Here is a 22,796-nt window from a genome sequence, read left to right on the forward strand (position 1 = left end):
TCGGCGCTGAGTGAATCGATGCCGGGCAAGGCGCGGTGCTTGCCCGGCATCCCACCTATACGGAAAGGTGAACATATTGGCCAACGTGCCTTCGGTGCCGCTTCTGCAGATCGAGAAATTGTGCTATTCGACCGCGACTGCGGACATATTCGTGGACCTCGACCTTTCGGTGTGGGCCGGTGAATCGGTGGTGCTGTGCGGGCCGAGCGGGACCGGGAAGACGACGCTGCTCACCTGTGTGTTGGGACTCACCAAGCCCGAGGACGGGCGTATCTGGGTGATGGGCGAGGATATCACCGCATTGCCGCGACGCCGCCTGGCGCAGTACCGGCGCAAGCACCTCGGCATGGTGTTCCAGTTCGGTGAACTATTGCCGGAGTTGTCACCGGTGGAGAACGTGGCGCTCGCCGCCCTTCTCGCCGGGGTCGGCCGCAAGGCGGCCTTTGATTCCGCCCGTGGCCTGCTGGTGGATCTGGGTGTCCCGGTGGACGGCACGCCGGCCGCTCATCTGTCCGGTGGCGAGCGGCAGCGTACGGCTGTGGCACGGGCGTTGATCAACGACCCTCCGCTGATCCTCGCGGACGAGCCTACCGGTGCACTGGATCAGGACAGCCGGGACGCCGTCGCCGATCTGCTGTTCACGCTGCCGCGCCGACGGCGGCGCGGGGTGCTGATCGTGACGCACGACCAAGCCATCGCCGCCAGGGCGGACCGCAGGCTTGACCTGATGGCGGGTCGTTTCGTCGGGGACCACGCGTGAGGGACTCCACGGCGGCCCTGCACCTGCTTCGGTTGGGCCTGGCCGCGTCGGGCCGCGGGCAGGGGAGCAGGCTCCGCTTCACGGCGCTTGTGGCGGCCGCATTCACCGTGACGCTGGTGGTCATGGCCGGGGTCGCGGTCATCGCCACCTATGACGGCTGGGATCGGCGTGAACTCGCCCGCGGCGCCGAGCCGGCGCGAAAAGGCGACCCGGTGGTCGCCCGCTACAAATGGGCCGGCGACTCCATCGAAACGATTCCGCATCAGGTGGTCTACCTGGAGCCGGAATCGCCTGCCGTTGCGCCACCTCCGGGTATCCCCCGCTGGCCGAAGCGCGGTGAGGTGTTCCTTTCGCCGGAGCTGATCCGCGCCGGCGCGGCGGAGGGCATCACCCGGCGGTACGGCGAAATGGCGGGGACCATAGAGGCCGAGGGCCTGGCCACGCCTTCCGAGCGGCTGGCGTATGTCCGACCGGTGGTCACCGACCACCGGGGGTGGTTCGAGATCACTCGGATCGGCTCGGCGCGTGCCACCCCGATGGGGGACACGGCCGACCGGGTCTCAGTTGGCCAGTTGCTCAGCGCGATCGGGTTCACGTTCGGCGGCGCGGCGATCGTACTACTCGTGGTCGCCGCCCGCTGCGGATCGACCGCGCGCGACCGGCGTCTGCACCTGCTGGCCGCGCTCGGCGCGGGACGGCGGCACCGGACACTTATGGATGCCGGGGAGGCCGTCGTTCCTCTGGCGATCGGCACGGCCCTGGGTGCCGTGCCGTACGCAGTGATGTCCGCGGTGCCGATCCGCGTCCCAGTAGTCGACCAGGTCGCTCATCCGGCGGATCTTCGCGAGTGGGCGGGGTCAGCGGCAATCGTCGCGGTCGCTGTCTTGGCGTTGATGCTGTGCATGGTCATGGGGCTGCACCGGTATACCTCGGACGGGAAGTCGACCCGCCCGCGTACGTTCGCGGACGCCATCCCCCGGTGGCGGCTCTATGCGGGCCTGCTCGCACTGGTGGCGATCGTGGCTGCGCCCTACCTGCCGAAGGTGGTCGGGTTCCTGGCCTATGTTGGTGGTACGGCCCTGCTGTGGGGGATGCTGCCTTCGGCGGTCGGGGTGGCGATCCGCCGCTGGGGCGGCGCTGCCGCGGCGTACGGGAGACGGGTGGGCTGGGGCGCCGCCCTGATCGCGGGCCGCTGGACTCAGGCACGCCCGGGGGTCGTGGTCCGGGTCGTCGCGGTGGTGGTCATCGGTTTGGGTGTGGTGACCCAGGCCCAGGTATGGTCCAGCCGTCTCGGCGACTCCGGGCAGAACGCGCAGCTCATGCGGCAGCGGTTGCAGGACTCAGTGCTGGTGGTCACGCCACAATCAGGCACGCCCACCGCCCTGGCCGCCTTTCGCCGTACGCTGCCCGACACCGCACATGCGTTCCCGGTTACCCGCAGGGACGCGTCCGTCCTGCATGGCTCGTGCCCGGACGTGACAGCGCTCGGCATCGCTTGCCCCACGCGAAAACCCCGGCTGGCCGACGGCGATGTACGCGCCGAAGTGCTGGGGCAATACCTCCGTACCGGAAATGAGGTCGAGATCCGAGAAACCCCCGGAACGGGGTACGACGAGATAGCGGTGGTGTCTCCGCTGGGCACGACGGACCTGGCCGCGGAGGTGAAGCAGACCGCTCGCGAGGCTTTCGGCATGGCGAAGGTGGCCCGTCCCTACGACAGCTGGCTTCTGGGCTCCCAGCGTCTGGTCGCCATGGCGGACTGGGTACGGTTGCTGACCGTACTCACCTTGGGGGTGCTGGCGCTCGCCATGGCGTTCAGTTCCGCCGCGGAGTTTCTCGTGTTCACCACCGCGGTCGCACCGCTGGCGGTGCTCAACGACCGGCGCCGTTTCCTGTTCGGCACGGCGGTGTGGAACCTGACTCTGCCCACCACGATCGCCCTCATCTTCGGCGCGGCCGTCGCGGCCTGGCAGGGCTTGTTCTTCATCGCCATGTCGAACACGGGTGTCTTCTCCTGGCCCCTCCTGCTGGCGAGTACGGCAGGAGCCCTCGTCCTGGCCGTGTCCATCGGCCTGGCGGCAGGCGTGGGCGCCGTGCGCAGTGCGGCCCACTGGCGTCCCGCGACCGACTGACCATGGTGCGGGAGGGCGATCGCGATGACCTCACAGCCCGCGCGTCCGCTGCGCGGGCCATGGCTAACCTGTGCGGGTCCTTTACCCGGAACCTCTCTTGGGATTGCGGATCAGTTCGCCAATGCGGGCTTCGGTTTCGCGGGCTGGTTGGTCCCCTCGCATGCGGGCCCCATCGAGGGTGCCGCTGTCGCAGACGTCCTCCGGGTGATGGTGACGGCACCGGGGATGGCAGCCTCGCTTCTCGCTGACCGCAGCTGGAGCTTCGAAGATCGGCGTTCGGCTGCGGCCCGTCATGACGAGGGTCATCAGATCGAGTGCGATCGTTTGTGCCTCCTCATGTGTCACACCAGTTTGGCAGAGAGGGAGAGGAATCCTCGCGACGTGCTTGTGGGCTTGGATCGGGCACCTGGGTGATCGTTCAGGTGCTGGTAGGTGAGGCTGTCGGGCCAAGTACATGTTCCGCCGACTGTAGCGGCTGCCGGTGACGAGGACGGGGCCCGCCGCGGCCTGCGGTGGACCCCGTCTCGGTCGGGTGGCCCGGCTGATGCGCGTGCTGGGACTGGCCGGGCGGCATCGGCGGCGCGGGCGGCGGACGACTGTCGCGGATCCGCACGCGCATGTCCGGGCGGATCTGATCGGCTGGGACTTCGCTCCGGACGCCTCGGCGGTCGATGCCCGCTGGTGCGGGGATGTCACCTACATCGCCACCGGGCAGGGGTGGTTGTATCCGGCCACGGTGATCGACATCGCCTCGCGGCGGGTGGTGGGCTGGGCGGCGGCCGATCACCTGCGCACCGATCTGGTGGCCGAGGCGTTGCGGCAGACCTACGTTCGCCGCCGTCCGGCCGGGCGGGTGATCTTCCACTCCGACCGTGGTCGTCAGCGATCGTCCGGCGGCGTCGTTCCCAGCGCGCCTCATCGTACTCCTCGCAAAAGCGTAGGAACTGGACAGCAATTGATCTAGAATTTAGTTCTGTGTCCTCAGCGTTCTTCGCGCGGAAGCGGGACGAACTCGTCCCCGCGCCGCACGCACACGGTCCATGGTCCCCCGACATGCTGCACGGCCGCCTTCTCGGCGGGCTGGCCGCGCGTGCCATCGAGGAGCGGTACGCGGAGCCCGGGCTGCACTTCGCCCGGCTGACCGTGGACCTGTTCCGCAACAGCCCGATGATGCCCGTCACGGTCGAGACCGCCCTCGTCAGGGACGGACGCCGGATCCGCGTCGCCGACGCGACGATCACCACGGAACAGGGCGTGATCGGCCGGGCCGCCGCCGTGCTGCTCCGGCAGGGCGAGCAGCCCGGCGGTACGCGGTCCGTCGTCACGCCCGCCTGGGACGCGGCTCCGCCGTCCGGGCCGCCGGAGCGGGGCCGCTACTGGACGCCGCCGTTCGACCTGTGGCGGCTGGCCGGCTGGGAGCGGCCCGGGCCCGGGCGGGCGTGGTTGCGGGAGACGTACCCGCTGGTGGAGGACGAGCCCATAACGCCGTTCGTCCGCGCGGCGCTGGCGGCCGACTTCGCCAGCCCCCTCAGCAACGCGGGCCCTGAAGGGCTGCGGTTCATCAACGCCGACTACACGCTCACCATGGGGCGGGTGCCGGAAGGGGAGCTCATCGGAGTGGAGGCCACCGGGCACCTGAGCGCGGCCGGGGTGGCCACGGGGCAGATCACCCTGCACGACACGACGGGGCCGTTCGGCTTCTGCGTCGTGACGGCCGTGGCCAACCCGGCCCCCACCGGCTGAACGGCTCCCACGCGCCGTGCTCGGCGGCCGGCACTACGGCCCTGGCGGACGGGGCAAAGTGTCAGACCAGCCGGGCGAGGGCGGACTCGGAGGGGCTTTCCGGCGTCGCCTGGTAGACGATGATCACCTGGTGCTCGGCGCCGCCGACGGTGAGGGCCTGCCGCCGCAGGGCGAGTTCCCCGACGACCGGATGGACGAACCGTTTGAGCTCGTCGCGGGCGGGGCGCGCGTCGTGCAGCGCCCACAGGCGGCGGAAGTCCTCGTCGGCCTCCAGTTCGGCCACGAGCCGCGCGGTCCTGGGATCGCGCGGGTCGACTCGGCACGCAGGGCCGCGGCCGTCTGCGCGGCGATCTGCTGCCAGTCGGGGAACAGCCGGCGGGCCTCGGGACGGAGGAACACCTCCCGCGCCAGGTTGTGCCCGGGCTCGTACATCGGGGCGAGCGCGCGGGCCCACTTGTTGGCGGCCAGCACGTCGAACCGCCGGTTGCGCGCGTACGCCGGAGTGCCCGCCCACATGTCGAGCAGCCGCTGCACGTCCGCGCCGACCTCGGTCTCCGGCGGTCGTACGGGGTCGGGGGCGGCCAGGGCCAGCAGGTACGCCGAGGCGTCGGCGTCCAGCTCCAGCGCCCGCGCGAGGGCCCGCAGCACCTGCGGTGACGGGTGCCGGTCGATGCCCTGCTCCAGCCGGGTCAGGTACGGCTCGCTGATGCCGGCCAAGCCGGCCAGCTCATCTCTGCGCAGCCCCGCCACCCGGCGCCGGCCGATGGCGGGCGGGTTCGCCCGCGACGGCGGAACCCGTCCCCGCCTGGCCTTCAGGAATTCCCCCAAGGCGTTGTCGCTCGCCATATCCGAAGGGTAACCCTGCCGGGGTGCTGGCTGGAGGCCGGCGGACCGCGCAGGGTGGAGGCATGAAGACCTGGTTCATCACCGGCGCGTCCCGCGGCTTCGGCCGCATCTGGGCCGAAGCCGCCCTCGCCCGCGGCGACCGCGTCGCCGCCACGGCGCGCCGCCCCGAAGCCCTGCTGCCCCTCGTCGAGGCGTACGGGGACGGCGTCCTGCCGCTCCACCTCGACGTCACCGACCGGGCCACCGCCACCGCCGCGGTACGGCGGGCCGCCGACGCCTTCGGCCACCTCGACGTGGTCGTGAACAACGCGGGCTACGGCCTGTTCGGGATGGTCGAGGAGGTCACGGAAGAGCAGGCCCGTGCCCAGCTCGACACCAATCTGCTCGGTCCGCTCTGGGTGACCCAGACCGCGCTGCCGCTGATGCGCGCCCGAGGCGGCGGGCACATCGTGCAGGTGTCCAGCCTCGGCGGCCTGGCCGCCTTCCCTACCCTCGGGCTGTACAACGCCTCCAAGTGGGCGCTGGAGGGGATGAGCGAAGCGCTCGCCCAGGAGGTCGGCCCGCTCGGCATCCGCGTCACGATCGTCGAACCCGGCCCGTACGGCACCGACTGGTCCGGCGCGTCCGCGGTCCACACCGAACCCCTCGCCGCCTACGAACCGATCCGCCGCGCCCGCCAGGCCGGCGCGACCGCCCGCGCACCACAGGACCCCCGGGCCACCGCCGACGTCATCCTCGAACTGATCGACACCGACGATCCGCCCCTGCGGCTCTTCCTCGGCACCTACCCCTATCCCGTCGTCGAAGCCGCCTACCGGCAGCGGCTCGACACCTGGAACGCGTGGCGACCACTGGCCGCCAAGGCATGAGCCGGTGATCCGGCACGAAACAGGAAGTCGCGTGTCCCGCGTCCGGCACCAGGCACGCGGGGCGGCTGCGCGGCGGCCTCCACCGGCAGTGCGAGGCCGCGTGTCTCGGGATGACGGGCGTTGATCGAGGTCATGGGGCTCTTAGGAGGAGGCGGTGGCGGCGCGGTGCGCCGCCGCGGCGAGCCGGTCGTGCTCGGGGTAGGACCAGCCGAATCCGAAACGGCGGCGTGCGTAGCCGACGGCGATGCCGCTGGCGGGGTCGGCGAAGGACTCCGAGCCTGCCGAGCCGTCGTGGCCGAACGCATGGGCGCTGAGGAACCCATAGCGCCGGCCCTTGGCCTGGAACCCGAGCGCGTAGGCGCGCTGCTCGCCGCGTACCAGGTCGCCGCCGGTGGAGTGCAGCATGGATAACTCGCCGACGGTGTCCGGCTTGAGCAGCGGAGGGCGTGCGTCGATGCCCCAGACGGCCGCCGCGTACATGGCGGCCAGGCCACCCGTCCCACCTTTGCAGCTCGTCGCGCACACCAGCGTCGGTCCACCGCTTCGACCGCCGCCAGCACGTCATCCCGAGCGAGATCCCAGTTTCTGCGGCAGGGTTCGGCCGACCAATGCCGATAGGCGGCACGAAGAGTTGCCCTGCAGCAGGCCGATGCCCGGCGCGCCCTTGACAAACGATAAATAAGCATCGATTATCGATATATGTCTCGGACCCTCGCCTCCCTCCTTCAGCTGTGCTTCGGCTTCGCGATGATCGTCGGCCTCTACGCGCAGATCGTCATCATCCCAACCATCGCCGCCGACGAGGTCGCCGCTTTCCCGCCGTACGCACCGCTGGAGACGCCCCTGGTGACAGCCGCGATCACCTTCATCGCTTGCGTCCAGGTCGGGCTCCTCGCGCTGATCATCCTGCTCAGGCGGGCGGGTGCCGGCACGCTGTTCGCTGGTCCCACGTTGACCTGGGTCAACGTCGGCGTCGGGGTTGCAGCCGCAGCCACCGTGGTCACCCTCGGCCTCTTTCTGTTCGTAACGTTCGCCGACATCCCCTCCCCAACCGACGGCATGGAGACTCTCGGCCTTTGGCTCGGCTCGGCTGGCGGCGTCGCGGCAGGCGTGGTGTTGCTCCTGCTCACCCTTGTCGGCCGGCACCTGCTGGTGCAGGCGATCGCGCTACGCACCGAACTCGACGAGGTGATCTGATGAGCATCATTGTCGACATCGACGTCCAGTTGGCCCGACGCAAGATGTCCGTCGGCGAGTTCGTCACCGCGGTGAACATCTCCGCCGCGAACATCTCCGTCCTGAAGAATGGCCGTGGGAAGGCAATCCGCTTCAGCACCCTAGACGCCATCTGCAAAGCCCTCGGCTGCCAGCCCGGCGACATCCTTCGCTATGTCCCGGACGAGGACGTCAATCGGCAAGAACCCGGAAGCTGACAGCGGCGGGGCCTACGGCGCCGGTCGCGACACCTCCACTCGGCAGCGTGGCCGTCACCGACTCGGTTTAGTGCGACGTTCCTTTTGCTGCCAAAGGGTCTAGGTCTGCGCTCAAAGCGTCCGGGAAACACAGACCCCCTCCCTTCAGACCCCTCAAAACCCTTCATCTCTCTCGCACCTGGAGCGCGCGGTGACCGAGCTGACCGGCGCCGACCAGGGGAGGCGAGAGAGGTCATCGAGCTGATCCGGCGCGAACGCGCGCCGGGGAACATGCGCGCCTACCTGACCACCCTGGCCCGCAACGGCGACCTGCCCGCACGCGCCGTTCGACCCCAACCAGGTCCAGCAGATCGAAAGCCTCTACTGGCGCGCCTACGCAACCGAGCCCGACAACACCAGCTTCACCCTGCGCGACCTGCACATGCTGGAGACCATCCTCGCCGATCAGATGGACGCCGACCCCGACCCCGACGCCGACCCCGGCCCCCGGCCCCGGCCCCGGTCGGCACCGCACCCAGTCCTCACCGCCCCCCTCTCCGCTAAGGAACGGGTACTACCCGGCCCTCCAGGACCTATATGGCCAGTCATGGGCCGGCCAAACCTCGAAGATCCCTAGCCTGACCTTCTGTAATGCCGAAGCGTCTGGCGCGGATCTCTGGGTATGGAACGTCCGCCGCTTGGCATGGACGAACTCATCGAGCACTGGAAGGCAGTCGTCTGGCCTTCGCTCTGTTGCTGAAGTACTTCACGCAGCAACGGCGGTTCCCGCGCGGGCGGGCGGAGTTCCCTGACGAGGTGGTCGACTACGTCGCGAAGCAGACCAATAGGATGTCTTTTGAGCTCGCCGGGTGGCGAATATCGCCGCGACCAGGAAAAAGAACCATGGCGGCCAGTGTCCATCGGTGTCGTGGGCTGAATCGCTTCAGAGTCGGTATTGTCGCTGATTTGTGTTTTCTGTGGGGCGGTTCAGGTTGATGTGGGGGCTCTGAGGTGACGCCCGCTCGCGGGTTGCGCCGGCTGATCGCGGCGTGTGAGCTGCTCGCCAAAGTCGCCGAGCTTTCCCGGTGGCTTCGATGTGGTGACGGCGTACGTGGCGCTCGCCGACGCGTGGCTGGGCGTCCACCAGGTGATGGCGTACAGCGTGGCCTGGGCCGGCTTCGACCGTTAGGTGTCGGGGGCGTCGAGTTGGTCGGTTGCTTCGCCGAGGTGGTGCAGCGCTGAGCGGAGCATCATGACCGCGCCGTACAACGCGAGTTCGTTCTCCCCGGTGCCGTCATCTCGTGCGGTTCGACGACGGTCTGCTCGAACGCCTCGGGGGCGTCCTGCACCTCCCCGCAGCCGGAGACGGCGACGGCGAGCTTGTCCCGCGCCGCCATGTACCCGGTGGTAACCGTCATCTTCGTGGTGTCGGCCTTCTCGGCGAGCGCCGCTCGTCCGTAGACGGCACCGATATCTCCAGGTTGTAGACGTACTCGGGGGAGGCGCAAATGTTGAAGAACTACACCTGTCATGCCGGTACCTGGACAGGTCCGGCGTGATCCTTCGCAGCGATGACGTCGGGGTACAAACGCCGCTCGGGGCGGGGGTTGTCCTTGAGGACCAGCGCCAGCAGCGCGATGTCCGCAAGGCATTGCTCCAGGTCATTGGCCATCTGCCCGTTTCTTCACTTCTTGCCGGTCGGCCTTTACCCGATGCCGGATCCTCGTTCAAGTAATGACAGATTTAATGATTTAGCTATACGATCGCCGTTCGTGGCCGGAGTCGACCCTTCAAGAACCCGATTAGCCAACGACCTGTTCTTCGCCGTGCATGACAACGTGTCCGGCCGGATGAGGCTTCATGCCCGCCTGACCGGCTTGGGGTTGGCCGCTGCCATCCTGGGAGAGCTGATGCTCGCCGGGCGGACGACCTTGGCATCGGCGGCGGGGCGGACACGGCTCGTCGTTCTCGACGCGACGCCGCCCGACGACGCGCTCACCAGGACCGCCCTGGACCACATCATCGCGGAACCCTCGCATCGATTCCGTACCTGGCTGCAGTTCCTCGCCCGTACGGCGGCCACCGACGTGGCGGCCCGGATGACCGCCGACGGGCTGCTGCGCCCGTCTGCGGTCAGACGGCTGTCGCGGAGGCAGGTACCGGTCAACGCGAACATCGCGGCGCTGTCCAGGGGACGCGTCAACCTGGCGATCGACCGCGATGAGCCGCTCAACGTTCAGGACAGCGTCCTGCTGGGGCTGCTCGTCGCGACCGGAGGCAGCCGGTTGGTCCTGTGGGAGCAGAACCGGAGATACGTCTCTGATGCGATCGCCGCCCTCCCGGCGCCGCTTCGGGAACTGATCGCGCAGACCGAGGCGGCCGTAGGCGACTCCACCATCAGCCCCCGATGAACCCGCCCCCCTCATCACAAGGATGCCAATGTCAGTGACAGAACGTAGGGCCGGCGCCGTTTCCGCCGCGCTCGCCGAGGACCGCCTCGGTGTCCCATCGGTGATGTTCTTCGTCATCTCGGCGGCGGCGCCGCTGACTGTCATCGGCGGCTCGGTGACCGCTGCCTACGCCGCGACCGGCGTGACGGGCGTGCCGCTCGCCTACCTCCTGATCGGGGCCATCCTGGGCCTGTTCGCCGTCGGCTACGTGACGATGGCCCGATACATCGTCAACGCCGGGGCGTTCTACGCGTACACCGCCAGAGGACTCGGCAGGCCGGTGGGGGTGGCGACCGCGTGGGTCGCGTTGCTGGCCTACAACCCGCTCCAGGTGGGTCTCTACGGCATGATCGGTGCGGCAGCCCAGCCGCTGATCGACGACTGGTTCGGATTCGCTCCGCCCTGGTGGGTCATCGGACTGGTCGCCTGGGCGCTGACCGGGGTGCTCGGCCTCATGCGGGTCGACGTGAACGGGAAGGTCCTGGCGGTCCTGCTGCTGACGGAGATAGCCGTCATCGTCGTGTTCGACATCGCGGACCTGATCAACCCGGCGGCCTCGGGCTACAGCCTGGACGTCTTCGCCCCGTCCAGCCTTTTCGTCCCCGGGGTCGGTGCGGTGGTCGCGATCTGCATGGCGTCCTTCGCGGGCTTCGAGGCGTCGGTGGTGTTCTCCGAGGAGACCAAGGACCCGAGGCGCACGGTGCCGATCGCGACCTATGTCGCACTCGCCGTCATCTCCGGCCTCTACGCCGTTTCGTCCTGGGCGATGACCGTGCCGATCGGCTCGGACAAGATCGCCGAGACCTCACGCCAGCAGAGTTCGGCCCTGTTGTTCAACCTGGCCGGGCAGCATCTGGGCGCGACCCTCGCCACCATCGGCTCCCTCCTCTTCGTGACGAGCCTCCTCGCCGCGCTGATCGCCTTCCACAACACGATCTCCCGGTACATCTTCGCCCTCGGCAGGGAGAGGGTTCTGCCCGAGGCATTGGGTCGCACTTCCCCCCGGACCGGTGCGCCGATCAACGGCTCGCTGACGCAGAGTGTCATCGCGCTGGCCACGATCGTCATATACGCGGTCCTCGGCCTGGATCCGGTCGTCCAGCTGTTCTTCACCGTTGGATCGTTCGGCGGCCTGGGCCTGCTCATACTGCTCGCGGCCACCTCCATCTCCGTGCTGGTCTTCTTCGCCAAGAACCACCACGAGGAGAACGCCTGGCGGGCCAGGATCGCCCCGGGCGTCTCCTCGGTCCTGCTGATCGTGGTCATCGCGCTCGTCATAGCCAACTTCGACGTCGTGCTCGGCGTGGCGCCCGACTCCCCTCTGCGCTGGATCATGCCCTTCGTCTACGTCGTCGCCGTGGGGCTCGGCGTCATATGGGGACTCGCCCTGCGGGCCAACCGGCCACAGGTGTACGCGAACATCGGGAGGGGCGCCCAGTCGGCCGTGGGAGGGACCAAATGACAGAGATCATTCGCGTTCAGAACGGTCCCGGAGTCGCCGAGACCATCGGCGCGATCATCGCCACCTCCTTCCACGAGCAGGAGATCTCGGCCTGGACGATCCCACCGGACGACGACCGCCGCCGCGTGCTGCCCCCCTTGTTCTCCATGGCCGCCGAGAGCGCCCTCGTCCACGGCGAGGTCCACGCGACGGCCGACATGTCCGCCGTGGCCGTGTGGTTCCCCAAGGGGGCCGAGCCAATTCCCGAGACCCCCGACCGGGACGCCCGGGTGGAGGCGTTCGCCGGTCCCCACGCGGAGCGCATCAGGCGGATGGAGGAGGAGATGGACAAGCGCCACCCACAGGACCCGCACCACTACCTGGCGTTCCTCGCGGTGCTCCCTGGGCACCAGGGGCGGAGGACGGGGACCCGGCTGCTTGCGGAGTACCACCGCAAGCTCGACGAAGCGGGCATACCCGCATATTTGGAGGCCAGCAGCACCCGCAGCCGCAGGCTCTACCTGCGCCACGGCTATCAGGACCTTGGCGACCCGATCTTTATGCCCGACGGCCCGCCGATGTTCCCGATGTGGCGCTCCTCCAGATCGGCCGCTTCGGCGCCCCTGACGTCCTGACCATCGCTGAGGCGCCGCCTCGAGGTCGGTCGATACGTGTCAACGGGGCGTTGACGTCCGGGGGCAGATGGTCGCCGGGTGTGCTCCAGCAGCGGGGAAGGCTCTCCTGGCCGTGCCGCGCGCACCGCCTCCCAATCGACGCCGGGCATGTCCGGAAGGTCCTCCAGGTCGCCCACGGCGAACAGCGGCACCTGCACCGTTCGCCTGCCGACCGTGTAGTCGACATGGTCGGCCGGGTGCAGCCATCCGGCCTCAGCACATGGTTCAGGTCGCTGCGGCGGATCTCCAGATGCCGGGCGGCCTCATCCGGGCCGAGGAACTGCCCGCAGCGGACGCCGGCCACCAGGTCCTCGCCCTGGCACAGCCTGTCCAGTGCCGCTTGGTCGTAGCAGCCGAACCGTCCCGGGGTGATGCCGTGCCGGGCGAGGGTCTGCTGGATGTCCCGCTCCTGCCGGCCCACGACCGCGGCGGCCTCGGCAGCGTCGAGCGATGTCGCCATCCATGCGCGATGCGCGGTGACTAGCTCGACCAGGTCGCCGTGGCGGGGGTGGGCCGGGTCGGCCAGGGCGCGCAGCGCGGCCACGTCGTACTACGGCCACCGTTTGTACCAGTCGACCACCTCCACCAGGCCCCGCTCGGCCAGAGCTTTGATGTCTACGTCTTCGACCGGCAGTCCCGTCAGCTCGGCCAGCAGCGTGGCACACCGGGCGGCCCGCAGCGGCTGCGGCGGGGTGGCCTGGCGAAGGTCGCCGGCGCGGGCGATCAGCGCGGCCCGTCTGAAGATCGCCACCTGGGTCGCCGACTTCTACAACACCACCCGGCGGCACAGCGCCAACGATGGGCTGCCGCCCACCACATTCGAACGTCAGATGATCGAGAAGAGGTCAGCCTCGTCGGCCCTGCTGAGGACCGCTGTGGCATAGAACCGTCTCCACGATTTCAGGGGATTGACACCGGAGTCTCCCGCACGATCAGCGAAGACCTCAAAGCCGTCGGAGCGCATGCCGTCGCGGTGGATCTGGCCACCGCCGATGGTCCTGGCCAGGCCGTGCGCCAGGCCGTCGACCTGCTCGGCGGAATCGACATCCTGATCAACAATGTGGGCGCGTTCGACGCGCGACTGGGAGGGTTCGGCGAGATCACTGACGCTCAATGGCAGCACACGTTCGAGGTCAACTTCTTCTCCGCGGTCCGCGCGATCCGCGCGGCTCTGCCGTCCCTGCTGGAACGCCAGGGGGCGATCGTGAACGTCTCCTCCATTCGCGGGCGCTTCCCGCAGCCCGCCACGGTCGACTACGGGGCGTCCAAGGCGGCGCTGACCAACCTCGGTAAGGCTCTGGCCGAGGAACTCGGGCCGCGCGGGGTGCGGGTCAACACCGTCTCACCCGGCCCGACCCGTACCCCTGCCTGGGAGGGCGAGCACGGCATCGGAGCGGTGCTCGCCGCGGCCGGTGGCAGCACCGTGCCTGAGTTTCTGGCCGGATTCCCGGCCAGGGCGGGCTTCAACACCGGGCGGCTCACCGAGCCCGACGAGGTCGCCGCCCTCGTGCTGTTCCTGGCCTCAGGACAGGCCCGCAACATCAACGGTGGCGACTACATCATCGACGGCGGCCAGTCCAAGACCGCCTGACAGGCCGAGCCGGGGACCGAAACCCCGGGGCGGATGTCGCTTCGGGGCCACATCCGCCCCGGGTCACAGGAAGTCCGGTGGCCTGGCGAACGGCTCACGGGCTGGGGCCTGCCTAGCGGCGAGGAGGCGGCTCCGCCCCGGTGAAGAGCCGGTCGAGGTACCCATCCAGTACGGCAACCTCGGCCGCCACGTCACGCAGGTTCACCGCGTCGGGGAACGATCGGCGGGGAGGGTAGGGCAAGCTGCCACAGCGTGGCCGTCCCGATCCGGCACCGGCTCCTACTGGCAGTCACCTCGCGGATGGCAGCCCCTGCATCTGCCGGATCTGCTCGATGATGGTGAGGATCGCCCCGCGGTTCTCCGGGGTCAGGTCCCTGCTGCGCAGGGCGATCTGGAACACGTCGTTGTCGCCCATCGCGACGACGTGCTCGAGTTCGGTGTCGATCTTGGCGGCGGATTCGTCTCATGCTCCTCTTGCCATCACGGTGGACGCCTGGGCGCGGGCGGCAACAGGAGCTGCCACGGCCATGAGGCACGTCTTGGCCGGGGCGCGATGTCGAGTGTCGCAGGGGAAGGAGCTGTCGCCGCACCCGCAAGAATTATCGGTATTGTCCGGACTGATCCCCAGTCGCTGAAACGGTGGGCATCTTGACCATGGAAGAAAGTTTTCCCCAGCAGGTGGAACCGAGGGGCGGGGAGGGCTCGGGAGCCTGGTTCGGGATCCTGGGTTCGTTGGCGGTGGTCATAGGAGGGCGGCATGTCGCCATCACCGCGACCAAGCAACGCATCGTGCTGACCACCCTCCTATTGCACGTCAACCAGTACGTCTCCGGTGAACGCCTGATCGAGCACATCTGGCCGGATGAGATGCCGCGCGACGCGCGGGCGTCCCTCCGCACGCATATCGCACGGCTGAGGCAGGTGCTCGGTGATGACCAGGGCGGTGCGGGGCTGATCCGCACCCGGGACCACGGATACCTGATCGAGCTCAGCGGCGCCGATATCGACGTCGTGCAGTTCCGTGATCTCGTCGGCCGCGCAGGACTGGCGGCGGATGCGGACGCCGAGATCAGCCTGCTCCACCAAGCGCTGGCCCTGTGGCGTGGACCTGCCCTGGCCGACGTTCCGTCCGAGTCGCTGCGTCGTGTCCACGCTGACGGCCTGGACGAAGAACGGATGCGGGCACTGGAACGCTGGCTCGAACTCGGTCTTCTGGCCGGCAGGCACGAACAACTGGTCGGGGAGCTGAAGACCGCGTCGGCGTCACATCCGTTGCGCGAACGCCTGTGGGGCCAGTTGATGCTGGCGTTGTACCGGTGCGGACGCCAAGCCGAAGCGCTCCAGGCCTATCGCACGATCGGGAGCCTGCTACGCGAGGAACTAGGCGTAGACCCGGGGGATGAGCTGCGTCACCTGCACCAGTCCATCCTCCATGCCGATCCCGCCCTGCTCCTGCCGGTGAACGCTTCCTCCCCCGCCGGCGGACCGCTCAGCGTCTCGACGCCGGCGGCCGAAGTCCCGGCGGCCGAAGTCCCGGCGGCCGAAGTCCCGGTGGCAGAGCCTTCTCCAGCCGCCCTTGCTGGGCTGCCTCACCCGGCCGAATTGCCTGCTGATATCGCCGGCTTCACAGGACGCGTATCGGAGGTGGAGCGTCTGAGGCGAACATTGACCTCCCACGGTCAAGCTCCAGTGATCACGATCAGTGGAGTGGGGGGTGTCGGCAAGTCCACCCTCGCCAACCACGTCGCCCACCGCGTTTCCAGTCATTTCCCCGACGGGCAGCTCTATGTCAACCTGCACGGCGCCACGCCCGATGTGAAGCCGCTCGACCCGCACGAAGCACTCGCTCGCTTCCTGCGCTCTCTTGGGGTCGCCGACTCGGCCATCCCCCCAGAGGTGGACGAGGCTGCGGCACGATTTCGCTCCTTGATCGATGGCAAGCGGATGATCGTCGTGTTGGACAACGCTCGCGATGTCGCTCAGATTCGTCCGTTGCTCCCCGGCAGTGGATCCAGCGCCGTGCTGATCACCAGCCGTCGAATGCTGGCCTCACTTGACGGCTCCAGCCACGTACAGCTCGGCGTTCTATCAGAGGCAGAGGCAAGGACGCTGCTGGGCAACTTGATCGGCGCTGTTCGCGTCCAGGCGGATAGCCGCGCCGCCACACGGGTGATCGAGCTGTGTGAAGGGTTTCCCTTGGCGATTCGCATCGCCGCCGCCCGCCTTGTCTCGCGACCGGAGTGGCCCATTCAGCCTTTCGCCGACCGGCTCGCCCTCGAACATCATCGTCTGGCCGAGCTGCAGATCGATGATCGGGCGGTGCGTGCCACCTTCCAAGTCAGCTATCAGGATCTGCTGGAAGGTCCCGATGGCATTGGCGCAGCCCGGATGTTCCGGTTGCTCAGTTTATTGGAAGGGCCCGATGCAGGGGTCAGGGCGGCGGCTGCCGCCAGCGGCATCTCCATGGACGCGGCTCAGCGACTCCTCGACCGTCTGGCTGACGTGCACCTGATCAACACCAACGTCGTCAACCGTTACAGCATGCACGACCTGCTGCGGTTGTTCGCTCGTGAACGAGCGCAGCAGGAGGAGAGCGATCAAGCGCGGGAGCAGGCCGTACGGCGCGTCCTGCACAGCTATTTGAGCACCGCTCGAAGCGCTACCAACCTCACCCCCTCGGCCGGCTGGCGTACCGAGCTCGCTCCCCAGTCGCTGACCTGTCCAGGGGAAATCCTCACCAGTAGCGACGAGGTCACCACCTGGATCAACGGTGAGATCCGGAACTTGGTCGCTGCTGTCGCCCAGGCGACCCGCTTGGGCGACGACGGCCCGGTCCTCGCGGTCGCCCTCGCCGCCGCCCTCGACACCCCGTTGGATCGCCGTGGCCGCTGGCGGGACGAACTGGCCGTCGCTGAGCGAGCGGCGGAGGCAGCCCACCGCTCCGGCGATCCTCTGCATCAGGGAATCTCGTATACCGACCTGGGGTGGACCAAGGTGCGGGTGGGCAGGTTGGCTGAGGGAGTCGCGGATCTCAGCCAAGCCGTGGAGGCCTATGACCAGATAGGCGCTCTGGAGCGTCAGCCCGGACCGCTGTCCGGCCTGGCGGTTGCCTATCGCCAGCTCGGCGACTTCGCGCAGGCCATCAGGTATCACTCCGATCTGCTGGTGCTCAATCGGCAGTTGGGGAGCCGATTCAACGAGGCCGCCACCCTGACCAACCTTGGATTGGTCTATCAGAGCGTCGGCCGCTACGACGAGGCCATCGAGGCGCACACTCGTTCCGCGGCGATTCTGGAGGAGATCGGAGAGCGTGAAGCCAGGGTGGATCCGCTGGGGAAGCTCGCCGAATCTCACCGACAGGCGGGTGACCCGCAACGATCGATCGTCTGCTTCGAGCAGGTTCTCGCCGTCGATGAGGCCGAGGGGCACACCGGTACGTACTGGCAGGCTGAGCACCTGTGGGGCCTCGGTCGTGCCCTACACGACCTGGACAAGCAGGAGGAGGCGAAGGACTGTTGGCGCCGAGCTGCCGCCATCCTGCACTCCCTCCGGCTCATCACGACCGACGAGTTCAATGAGATCCGAACCTGGCCCGGACCGCACCCACCGAAAGTCATCGCGTTGAACCTGTGAGGCGACCACTGCCGGCAGGTCGTGGTCCCTGCGTGCCTTCTTCCTGCTCCTATGACCAGGTCCTCTCATTCCACGACCTCAACAACGGACGAGAGGAAGTCGACCAGGTGCGCGTTGACCTCGATGGGGCGCTCCTGCTGGATCCAGTGCCCGCAGCCGCGCAGCACGATGGGGTCACGCAGGTTCGGCACATACTCGCGCATGGCTTCGGCGTCCATGAAGCGCGTGGCGGTGTCCTTCTCGCCGGTGACGAACAACACCGGCTGGCGGACGGGCGTAACGCCCAGCGCGGGCAACTCCTCCCAGTCACGGTCGACGTTGCGGTAGCGGTTGAGGGCCCCGGTGAAGCCGGTGCGGCGGAATTCCTCCACGTAGTAGGCCAGGTCCGTTTCGGTCAACCAGGACGGCAGGCCATCAGGCTCGGGGATCGAATCGAGCAGCCGGGAGTCGGCCGGCAGTTCCGTCAGCAGCCTGACCGCCAGCCCGTCGGGTGCCTCCCCGGACAGGGCGTAGGAGAGGAGCCGCACCGAGAGTTCGATGTCGGCCTCCAGTTCGGCTTCAGCGAGGCCGGGGGTTTGGAAGTACAGCAGCCAGTTGAAGCGATCGCCTGCCCAACGGCGCAGATCTTGGGTCAGTGGGGTCGGTGTTCGCCGGTGGTAGGGCACGCTCAGCGCGGCCACGGCCGGGAACCGTTCCGGGAGCAGTTGGGCGCATGCCCAGGCGATTTGGGCGCCCCAGTCATGCCCGACCAACACAGCGACCGGCTCGTTGAGCGCGTCCAGTAGTCCGACGACGTCGGCCACCATCGCGCGCATGCCGTACGCCTCGACGTCGGCCGGAATGCTCGTCCGGCCGTAACCGCGCAGGTCGGGCGCGACGGCGTGGAAACCGGCCGCGGCCAGCGCGGGCAACTGGTGGCGCCACGAGTACCACAGTTCGGGGAAACCGTGCAGCAGGATGACCGGCGGACCGTCTCCGGCTTCGGCGAAATGGACGTCGATGCCGTTGGCCTTCAGCGTGCGATGTCTCACGGCCTCGATGTTGCCGCAGGCACTTGTGGCTGCGCGTCGTACCGCAGGCGGACCCTGAGGTGCGCCCAGCGGAGTAGTGTCACAGCCGCTGAAGCGCCTACTCCGGCCACCCCGCCTTCATCATCACAGCGAGACGATCGCCCAGGACGACAGATCTTCGGAGTCTCCCGCATTCTCATCGACACTTGCAGAGGCCCAGCACTCGCAGGCTGCGCCCAAGTTCTGTGCTAGGAGGGTCCCGTAACCGTTCACCACGATCACATCACCGAACGAGGCTCGGCCTCCAAGCCGCCGGGGTGGGCAACTGGACCCGCAGCGCTCGGTTCACCGGTCGCGTAGCGGTAGGACGCCGCGACCACGGTCTTGGCGATCTCCAGTTCGTTGTCCGTCCGGGGACCGTAAAGCATCACCACGTTGATCGTGGGCGAGTACAGCGGGTGCCGCTCTCCCCAGCCTTTGACGATGAGTTCGCGCTGGTCGTCCTGTGACAGGGCCAGATGCAGGCTCCCGTCAGGGTGCACGTGGACGAACTCGGCGTTCAGTCGTGGTGGCAGCAGGACCGTCCCGGATGGTGCGAGCCTGCCGTCGAGGAAGAAGGCGAGCGACCCCGGTTCGGAGATCTCACTCGGGCGGATCACGGCCCCGTGCAGGTGGTCGGTCATCCACTGCTTGAGCCGCTCGCGCAGTCCGTCGGGGCTGTTCTGGCTGAGCTGGACGTGTGGGACCGAGGGGCCGGTTCGGGGCCGCGCACCGGTACGGGCGGGCAGGCTGAACGCGGTCATGATATCGGGTCTCCCTCTCGCTGGATCCTCCAACGGAAGGAAGCTAACATCCTGGATATACTAGGTTCCTAGAAGATAGTTACTCTCCACTATGACCATGGAGGCCATGTGGCGTCCCGACCTGTCGAGGCCACCGCCGCGTGCCCCATCAGCCCTGTGGTGGACCTGGTGTTCAGCCGCTGGTCGACACCGATCCTGTGGGTGCTGAAGGAGCACGGGCGGCAGCGGTTCGTGGAGATCCAGCGTTGGCTGCCCGCCATCACCCCGAAAGTGCTCACCCAGCGCCTCCGGCAACTGGAGCGAGACGGGCTCATCACCCGCGAGTACCACGCGGAGATCCCGCCCCGGGTGGAGTACGAGATCAGCGACCTCGGACGCACCCTCAGCCCGGTCTTCGCCACCCTCACCGCATGGTCCGACGCGCATCTCGCCAGCGTGGAAGTCGCCCGCCACGCCTACGACATGGCCGGACGCCCCACCCTCTGAGGAAGAATCGCCCCTCGTCACAAAGGGGCGGTCAAGGTGCCGGCCCCCTGCGTCGTCGAGTCCCACGGCGGCCGGTGCGCTCGGGGGTGGCCAGGCGGGCCAGAGCGCAGGCGAAGGGCGTCTTCGCCACGAAGACGCCCGGCCGCAGCGGTGGTGTTCGCGGGTGCCGCACGGATGTCGCCGCTGCTGTGGCACGTGTACGGCGTCCGGACCGCGATCAATCTGTACGCCCACAGTACGCACCCGACGCCTGCGCCGACGGTGCTGCGACGCCCCGAACAGAGGCGCCACCGGCAGGCCGACGACAGGTGAGCGACAGATCGCTCCGCCACAGTTATGAGCCGCCCGGGTTCGCCTGGGCCTTGTCCGCGAATTCATAGGGGGAACCCATGAGGAAACTTGTCACGGTCACGCTGGGAGCAGCCGTCGCCTTCTCGCCCATATCCCTCGCGACCGCCCCGGCGTCCGCGGCCGTGGTCCACGTCGCGGCGGCCGACAAGCTGATGCCCGGCCAATGGCTGAAGGCAGGCCAGACCCGCCGCTCGGCCAATGGCGCATACCTGCTGGCCATGCAGTCCGATGGCAACCTGGTCATGTACGACCGCGCCAAGAAGGCCATCTGGTCCAGCGGCACGGGCAAGCAGCCGGGCGCGAGCGCCGTCATGCAAAAGGACGGCAACCTTGTCGTCTACAGCACCGCCAAGCGCCCGCTGTGGTCCTCGGGAACCGGCGACACGCCCGGCGCTTTCCTCGCCGTCCAGGGGGACGGCAATCTGGTGATCTACGCCCAGAGCGGCGAGGCGGTGTGGGAACGCAAGGCGTCGTTCGCGAGGCTGACGGCCGACCGGGAACTGCGCCCCGGTGACTATCTGCGCTCGGCCCAGCGCCGCTACAGGCTGGTCATGCAGGAGGACGGCAACCTCGTCCTGCAATCCGGTGGCGCGGCGCTGTGGAGCAGCAAGACCGGCGGGAATGCCGGGGCTTTCGCCGTGATGCAGAACGACGGCAACTTCGTCGTCTACTCCAGCGGCGACAAGCCGCTGTGGGGCACCAGGACCGCCGGGAACCCAGGCGCGTTCCTCCAGGTCCAGGATGACGGCAACATGGTCATCTACACTGCGGGCGGTGACCCCCTCTGGTCGTCCAGGTGAAATTCACGGGCCTGTGGAGTAGGTAGGCGAGCCGCGCGATGCATGGCCGGCTGCGGGCCGCCGAATCCAGAGTGCTTCTCCGTCCACCTCCGCCGGCCATCACCGGTGACAAGGGCGGAATCCATGGATCCCGGTTCACCGGTCAGAACTGAAGGGGACCGTATGGCTTCGGTGCCGACCAAAGCGGGGCGGCGGGAATGGCTGGGGCTGACTATTCTCGGGCTTCCGACATTGCTGATCTCGATGGACCTGACGGTGCTTCACCTGGCGCTGCCTGCGATATCCGCGGACTTGAAGCCGACCAACACGGAGTTGCTGTGGAGCGTCGACGTCTACGGGTTCATGGTCGCGGGTCTGCTCATCACCATGGGCGCGATCGGTGACCGGATCGGACGGCGCAAACTGCTGTTGATCGGGGCGGTCGGGTTCGGTGCCGCGTCGGTTGCCGCCGCCGTCGCCACCAGTCCGGTCATGTTGATCGGCGCTCGGGCCTTGCTCGGTATCGCCGGCGCAACGCTGATGCCGTCGACGCTGTCGTTGATCCGTAACATGTTTCACGATCCGAAGCAGCGCACCGCAGCCATCGGAATCTGGTCGATGTGTCTCGGTGTCGGCACCCTGATCGGTCCGCTTGTGGGCGGCGCGCTGCTGGCGTACTTCTGGTGGGGTTCGGTCTTCCTGCCGGCTGTACCGGTCATGATGCTGTTGCTCGCGACCGGGCCGAAGGTGTTGCCCGAGCACCGCGACTCATCGGTCGGCCGTCCCGACCTGCCGAGCGTGCTCATGTCCATCCTCACCGTGCTTTCCCTGGTTCAAGGTCTCAAGCGGATCGCTGAGCATGGGGCCGAATGGATCTCGATCGTGCTGATCATCGTGGCCTTGCTCGTCGGTTCGGGCCTGATCGTGAGGCAGCCGAAGCTGCGGACACCACTCATCGACGTGCGATTGTTCCGGTCATCGGCGTTCAGCGGGCCGCTGACGCTGCTGATGCTGGGCGTCCTGGTGATGGCCGGCTCTCAGCTGTTCGTCATGCAGTACCTGATGCTGGTCAGGGGTCTCTCCCCGATTCAGGCCGGCCTATGGTCCCTGCCGACCACTGCCGGCGTGATCATCGGCTCCATGGGCGCGCCTGCCTTGCGGCAGAAGGTCAGTCTCAGAACCGTATTCGCGACCGCCTTGTTCGTCCTGGGCATCGGCTCACTTTTGCTCTTCTTCGTCAGTGCTCCGGACGACCTGGCCATTACCGTCCTCGGGTCGGCCGTGATCGGCCTTGGCCTCGGCCCGCTCGTCACCCTCGGCACCGACTCCGTCGTCGCCGCAGCACCGCCGGAGCGGGCCGGTGCGGCGTCGGCCATCTCGGAAACCGGCACGGAACTGGGCACCGCGCTCGGTATCGCCGTCTTCGGCAGCATCGGCTTCGGCGTCTACCGGAACACGCTCGCCGCGATCTTGCCCTCCGGTGTCCCGGCTGAAGCCGCGTCGGCCGCCCGGAGCACCCTGGGCGCCGCCGTGGCCACCGCCGGGAACCTACCTGCCCCGACTGGCCCCCGCCTGCTCGATGCCGTCCGCCAGGCGTTCATCGACGGCTTCTCCACGGTCGGCCTGATCTGCTCGATCACCGCGGCCGTCCTCGGTGTGGTGGCACTGGTGTGGCTGCGTAACGCCCGCGCGCCCGCGCCGGAGGCGGCGGAACAGATGCCGGCCGGTGAACCCAAGCCCCTCTGATCGGAAATCACGTCCCCTGACCGGACCGCCTTCCCGCCGACGGCCCGCGGGGCTGCCGAACGCAACACCT

Annotated in this window: 23 protein-coding genes and 1 pseudogene; 16 read left to right on the forward strand and 8 right to left on the reverse strand. The window is 68.3% G+C overall.

The genetic code is table 11. The features are described from left to right. The first annotated feature begins 85 nt into the window (after nucleotides 1–85). The 4 genes from ACH34R_RS10160 to ACH34R_RS10175 all read left to right on the forward strand — a co-directional run bounded on the left by ACH34R_RS10160 (nucleotide 86) and on the right by ACH34R_RS10175 (nucleotide 4,635). Nucleotides 86–760 (forward strand): ABC transporter ATP-binding protein, encoded by a 675-nt coding sequence (locus tag ACH34R_RS10160; protein WP_397561506.1) that lies wholly within the window; start codon nucleotides 86–88, stop codon nucleotides 758–760. A 107-nt stretch (nucleotides 761–867) separates the two neighbouring features. Beyond that, nucleotides 868–2,892, forward strand: coding sequence for an FtsX-like permease family protein (locus ACH34R_RS10165; protein ID WP_397561089.1), 2,025 nt, complete (start codon nucleotides 868–870; stop codon nucleotides 2,890–2,892). 544 nt (nucleotides 2,893–3,436) lie between these two features. Continuing rightward, a complete protein-coding gene (locus tag ACH34R_RS10170; protein WP_397561090.1) occupies nucleotides 3,437–3,856 on the forward strand; it encodes a transposase in 420 nt (139 codons plus the stop codon). A gap of 11 nt (nucleotides 3,857–3,867) precedes the next feature. Further along, nucleotides 3,868–4,635 carry an acyl-CoA thioesterase domain-containing protein gene (locus ACH34R_RS10175; RefSeq protein WP_397561091.1) on the forward strand — a complete coding sequence of 256 codons (768 nt, stop codon included), beginning with the start codon at nucleotides 3,868–3,870 and terminating at the stop codon, nucleotides 4,633–4,635. 61 nt (nucleotides 4,636–4,696) lie between these two features. On the opposite strand, the pseudogene ACH34R_RS10180 reads toward ACH34R_RS10175, so the two are convergent. Further along, a pseudogene (locus ACH34R_RS10180) lies at nucleotides 4,697–5,481 on the reverse strand (helix-turn-helix domain-containing protein). Between the two features lie 62 nt (nucleotides 5,482–5,543). Here ACH34R_RS10180 and ACH34R_RS10185 point away from each other — a divergent pair. Next, complete coding sequence (locus tag ACH34R_RS10185) at nucleotides 5,544–6,350, forward strand: SDR family NAD(P)-dependent oxidoreductase (protein ID WP_397561092.1); 807 nt, start codon at nucleotides 5,544–5,546, stop codon at nucleotides 6,348–6,350. 141 nt (nucleotides 6,351–6,491) lie between these two features. Here ACH34R_RS10185 and ACH34R_RS10190 read toward each other — a convergent pair whose 3' ends face one another. Further along, on the reverse strand, nucleotides 6,492–6,830 hold the full coding sequence (locus tag ACH34R_RS10190; protein ID WP_397561093.1) for a serine hydrolase: 339 nt from the start codon (nucleotides 6,828–6,830) through the stop codon (nucleotides 6,492–6,494). Nucleotides 6,831–7,049: 219 nt separating this feature from the next. Here ACH34R_RS10190 and ACH34R_RS10195 point away from each other — a divergent pair, with 219 nt between their 5' ends. The 3 genes from ACH34R_RS10195 to ACH34R_RS10205 all read left to right on the forward strand — a co-directional run bounded on the left by ACH34R_RS10195 (nucleotide 7,050) and on the right by ACH34R_RS10205 (nucleotide 8,758). Next, complete coding sequence (locus ACH34R_RS10195) at nucleotides 7,050–7,547, forward strand: DUF2975 domain-containing protein (RefSeq protein WP_397561094.1); 498 nt, start codon at nucleotides 7,050–7,052, stop codon at nucleotides 7,545–7,547. After that, on the forward strand, nucleotides 7,547–7,783 hold the full coding sequence (locus tag ACH34R_RS10200; RefSeq protein ID WP_397561095.1) for a helix-turn-helix domain-containing protein: 237 nt from the start codon (nucleotides 7,547–7,549) through the stop codon (nucleotides 7,781–7,783). The genes ACH34R_RS10195 and ACH34R_RS10200 overlap by 1 nt, the downstream gene beginning before the upstream one ends. A 630-nt stretch (nucleotides 7,784–8,413) precedes the next feature. After that, entirely contained in the window at nucleotides 8,414–8,758 is a 345-nt protein-coding gene (locus ACH34R_RS10205; RefSeq protein WP_397561096.1) for a DUF4158 domain-containing protein, read from the forward strand. Between the two features lie 254 nt (nucleotides 8,759–9,012). On the opposite strand, the gene ACH34R_RS10210 is transcribed toward ACH34R_RS10205, so the two are convergent. Together ACH34R_RS10210 and ACH34R_RS10215 are read right to left on the reverse strand one after the other, a co-directional pair. After that, a complete protein-coding gene (locus ACH34R_RS10210; protein ID WP_397561097.1) occupies nucleotides 9,013–9,180 on the reverse strand; it encodes a hypothetical protein in 168 nt (55 codons plus the stop codon). A 110-nt stretch (nucleotides 9,181–9,290) separates the two neighbouring features. After that, nucleotides 9,291–9,434 carry a hypothetical protein gene (locus tag ACH34R_RS10215; RefSeq protein ID WP_397561098.1) on the reverse strand — a complete coding sequence of 48 codons (144 nt, stop codon included), beginning with the start codon at nucleotides 9,432–9,434 and terminating at the stop codon, nucleotides 9,291–9,293. Between the two features lie 40 nt (nucleotides 9,435–9,474). Between ACH34R_RS10215 and ACH34R_RS10220 the strand changes: the two genes are divergently transcribed. Genes ACH34R_RS10220 through ACH34R_RS10230 form a run of 3 tightly spaced genes read left to right on the forward strand, consistent with a single transcriptional unit; the run spans nucleotide 9,475 to nucleotide 12,288 of the window. After that, nucleotides 9,475–10,173 carry a GPP34 family phosphoprotein gene (locus ACH34R_RS10220; RefSeq protein ID WP_397561099.1) on the forward strand — a complete coding sequence of 233 codons (699 nt, stop codon included), beginning with the start codon at nucleotides 9,475–9,477 and terminating at the stop codon, nucleotides 10,171–10,173. A 28-nt stretch (nucleotides 10,174–10,201) separates the two neighbouring features. After that, entirely contained in the window at nucleotides 10,202–11,674 is a 1,473-nt protein-coding gene (locus ACH34R_RS10225; RefSeq protein WP_397561100.1) for an APC family permease, read from the forward strand. Then, nucleotides 11,671–12,288: a GNAT family N-acetyltransferase gene (locus ACH34R_RS10230; protein WP_397561101.1), complete on the forward strand. Its 618-nt coding sequence runs from the start codon at nucleotides 11,671–11,673 to the stop codon at nucleotides 12,286–12,288. The genes ACH34R_RS10225 and ACH34R_RS10230 overlap by 4 nt, the downstream gene beginning before the upstream one ends. A 589-nt stretch (nucleotides 12,289–12,877) precedes the next feature. Here ACH34R_RS10230 and ACH34R_RS10235 read toward each other — a convergent pair. Continuing rightward, nucleotides 12,878–13,078, reverse strand: a complete 201-nt coding sequence (locus ACH34R_RS10235; RefSeq protein ID WP_397561517.1) for a hypothetical protein — start codon at nucleotides 13,076–13,078, stop codon at nucleotides 12,878–12,880. Between the two features lie 180 nt (nucleotides 13,079–13,258). Between ACH34R_RS10235 and ACH34R_RS10240 the strand changes: the two genes are divergently transcribed. After that, nucleotides 13,259–13,918 (forward strand): SDR family oxidoreductase, encoded by a 660-nt coding sequence (locus ACH34R_RS10240; protein WP_397561507.1) that lies wholly within the window; start codon nucleotides 13,259–13,261, stop codon nucleotides 13,916–13,918. A gap of 289 nt (nucleotides 13,919–14,207) precedes the next feature. Here the strand turns inward: ACH34R_RS10240 and ACH34R_RS10245 are convergent, their stop codons facing one another. Beyond that, complete coding sequence (locus ACH34R_RS10245) at nucleotides 14,208–14,333, reverse strand: hypothetical protein (protein WP_397561102.1); 126 nt, start codon at nucleotides 14,331–14,333, stop codon at nucleotides 14,208–14,210. Between the two features lie 239 nt (nucleotides 14,334–14,572). On the opposite strand from ACH34R_RS10245, the gene ACH34R_RS10250 reads away from it, so the two are divergent. After that, entirely contained in the window at nucleotides 14,573–17,551 is a 2,979-nt protein-coding gene (locus ACH34R_RS10250; protein WP_397561508.1) for an AfsR/SARP family transcriptional regulator, read from the forward strand. Nucleotides 17,552–17,616: 65 nt separating this feature from the next. Here the strand turns inward: ACH34R_RS10250 and ACH34R_RS10255 are convergent, their stop codons facing one another. Together ACH34R_RS10255 and ACH34R_RS10260 are read right to left on the reverse strand one after the other, a co-directional pair. Further along, the gene (locus ACH34R_RS10255; protein WP_397561103.1) at nucleotides 17,617–18,582 is read right to left on the reverse strand and encodes an alpha/beta fold hydrolase; all 966 of its coding nucleotides are present in this window, start codon (nucleotides 18,580–18,582) and stop codon (nucleotides 17,617–17,619) included. A gap of 257 nt (nucleotides 18,583–18,839) precedes the next feature. Further along, nucleotides 18,840–19,364, reverse strand: a complete 525-nt coding sequence (locus tag ACH34R_RS10260; protein ID WP_397561104.1) for a luciferase family protein — start codon at nucleotides 19,362–19,364, stop codon at nucleotides 18,840–18,842. Between the two features lie 108 nt (nucleotides 19,365–19,472). Between ACH34R_RS10260 and ACH34R_RS10265 the strand changes: the two genes are divergently transcribed. The 3 genes from ACH34R_RS10265 (at nucleotide 19,473) to ACH34R_RS10275 (ending at nucleotide 22,726) form a co-directional block, all read left to right on the forward strand. Continuing rightward, entirely contained in the window at nucleotides 19,473–19,850 is a 378-nt protein-coding gene (locus tag ACH34R_RS10265; RefSeq protein ID WP_397561105.1) for a winged helix-turn-helix transcriptional regulator, read from the forward strand. Nucleotides 19,851–20,239: 389 nt separating this feature from the next. After that, nucleotides 20,240–21,001 carry a hypothetical protein gene (locus tag ACH34R_RS10270; RefSeq protein WP_397561106.1) on the forward strand — a complete coding sequence of 254 codons (762 nt, stop codon included), beginning with the start codon at nucleotides 20,240–20,242 and terminating at the stop codon, nucleotides 20,999–21,001. A 162-nt stretch (nucleotides 21,002–21,163) separates the two neighbouring features. Continuing rightward, nucleotides 21,164–22,726, forward strand: a complete 1,563-nt coding sequence (locus tag ACH34R_RS10275; RefSeq protein WP_397561107.1) for an MFS transporter — start codon at nucleotides 21,164–21,166, stop codon at nucleotides 22,724–22,726. Nucleotides 22,727–22,796: the final 70 nt, after the last annotated feature.

This window comes from Spongiactinospora sp. 9N601 (genome assembly GCF_044326295.1).
GTDB lineage: Bacteria > Actinomycetota > Actinomycetes > Streptosporangiales > Streptosporangiaceae > Spongiactinospora > Spongiactinospora gelatinilytica.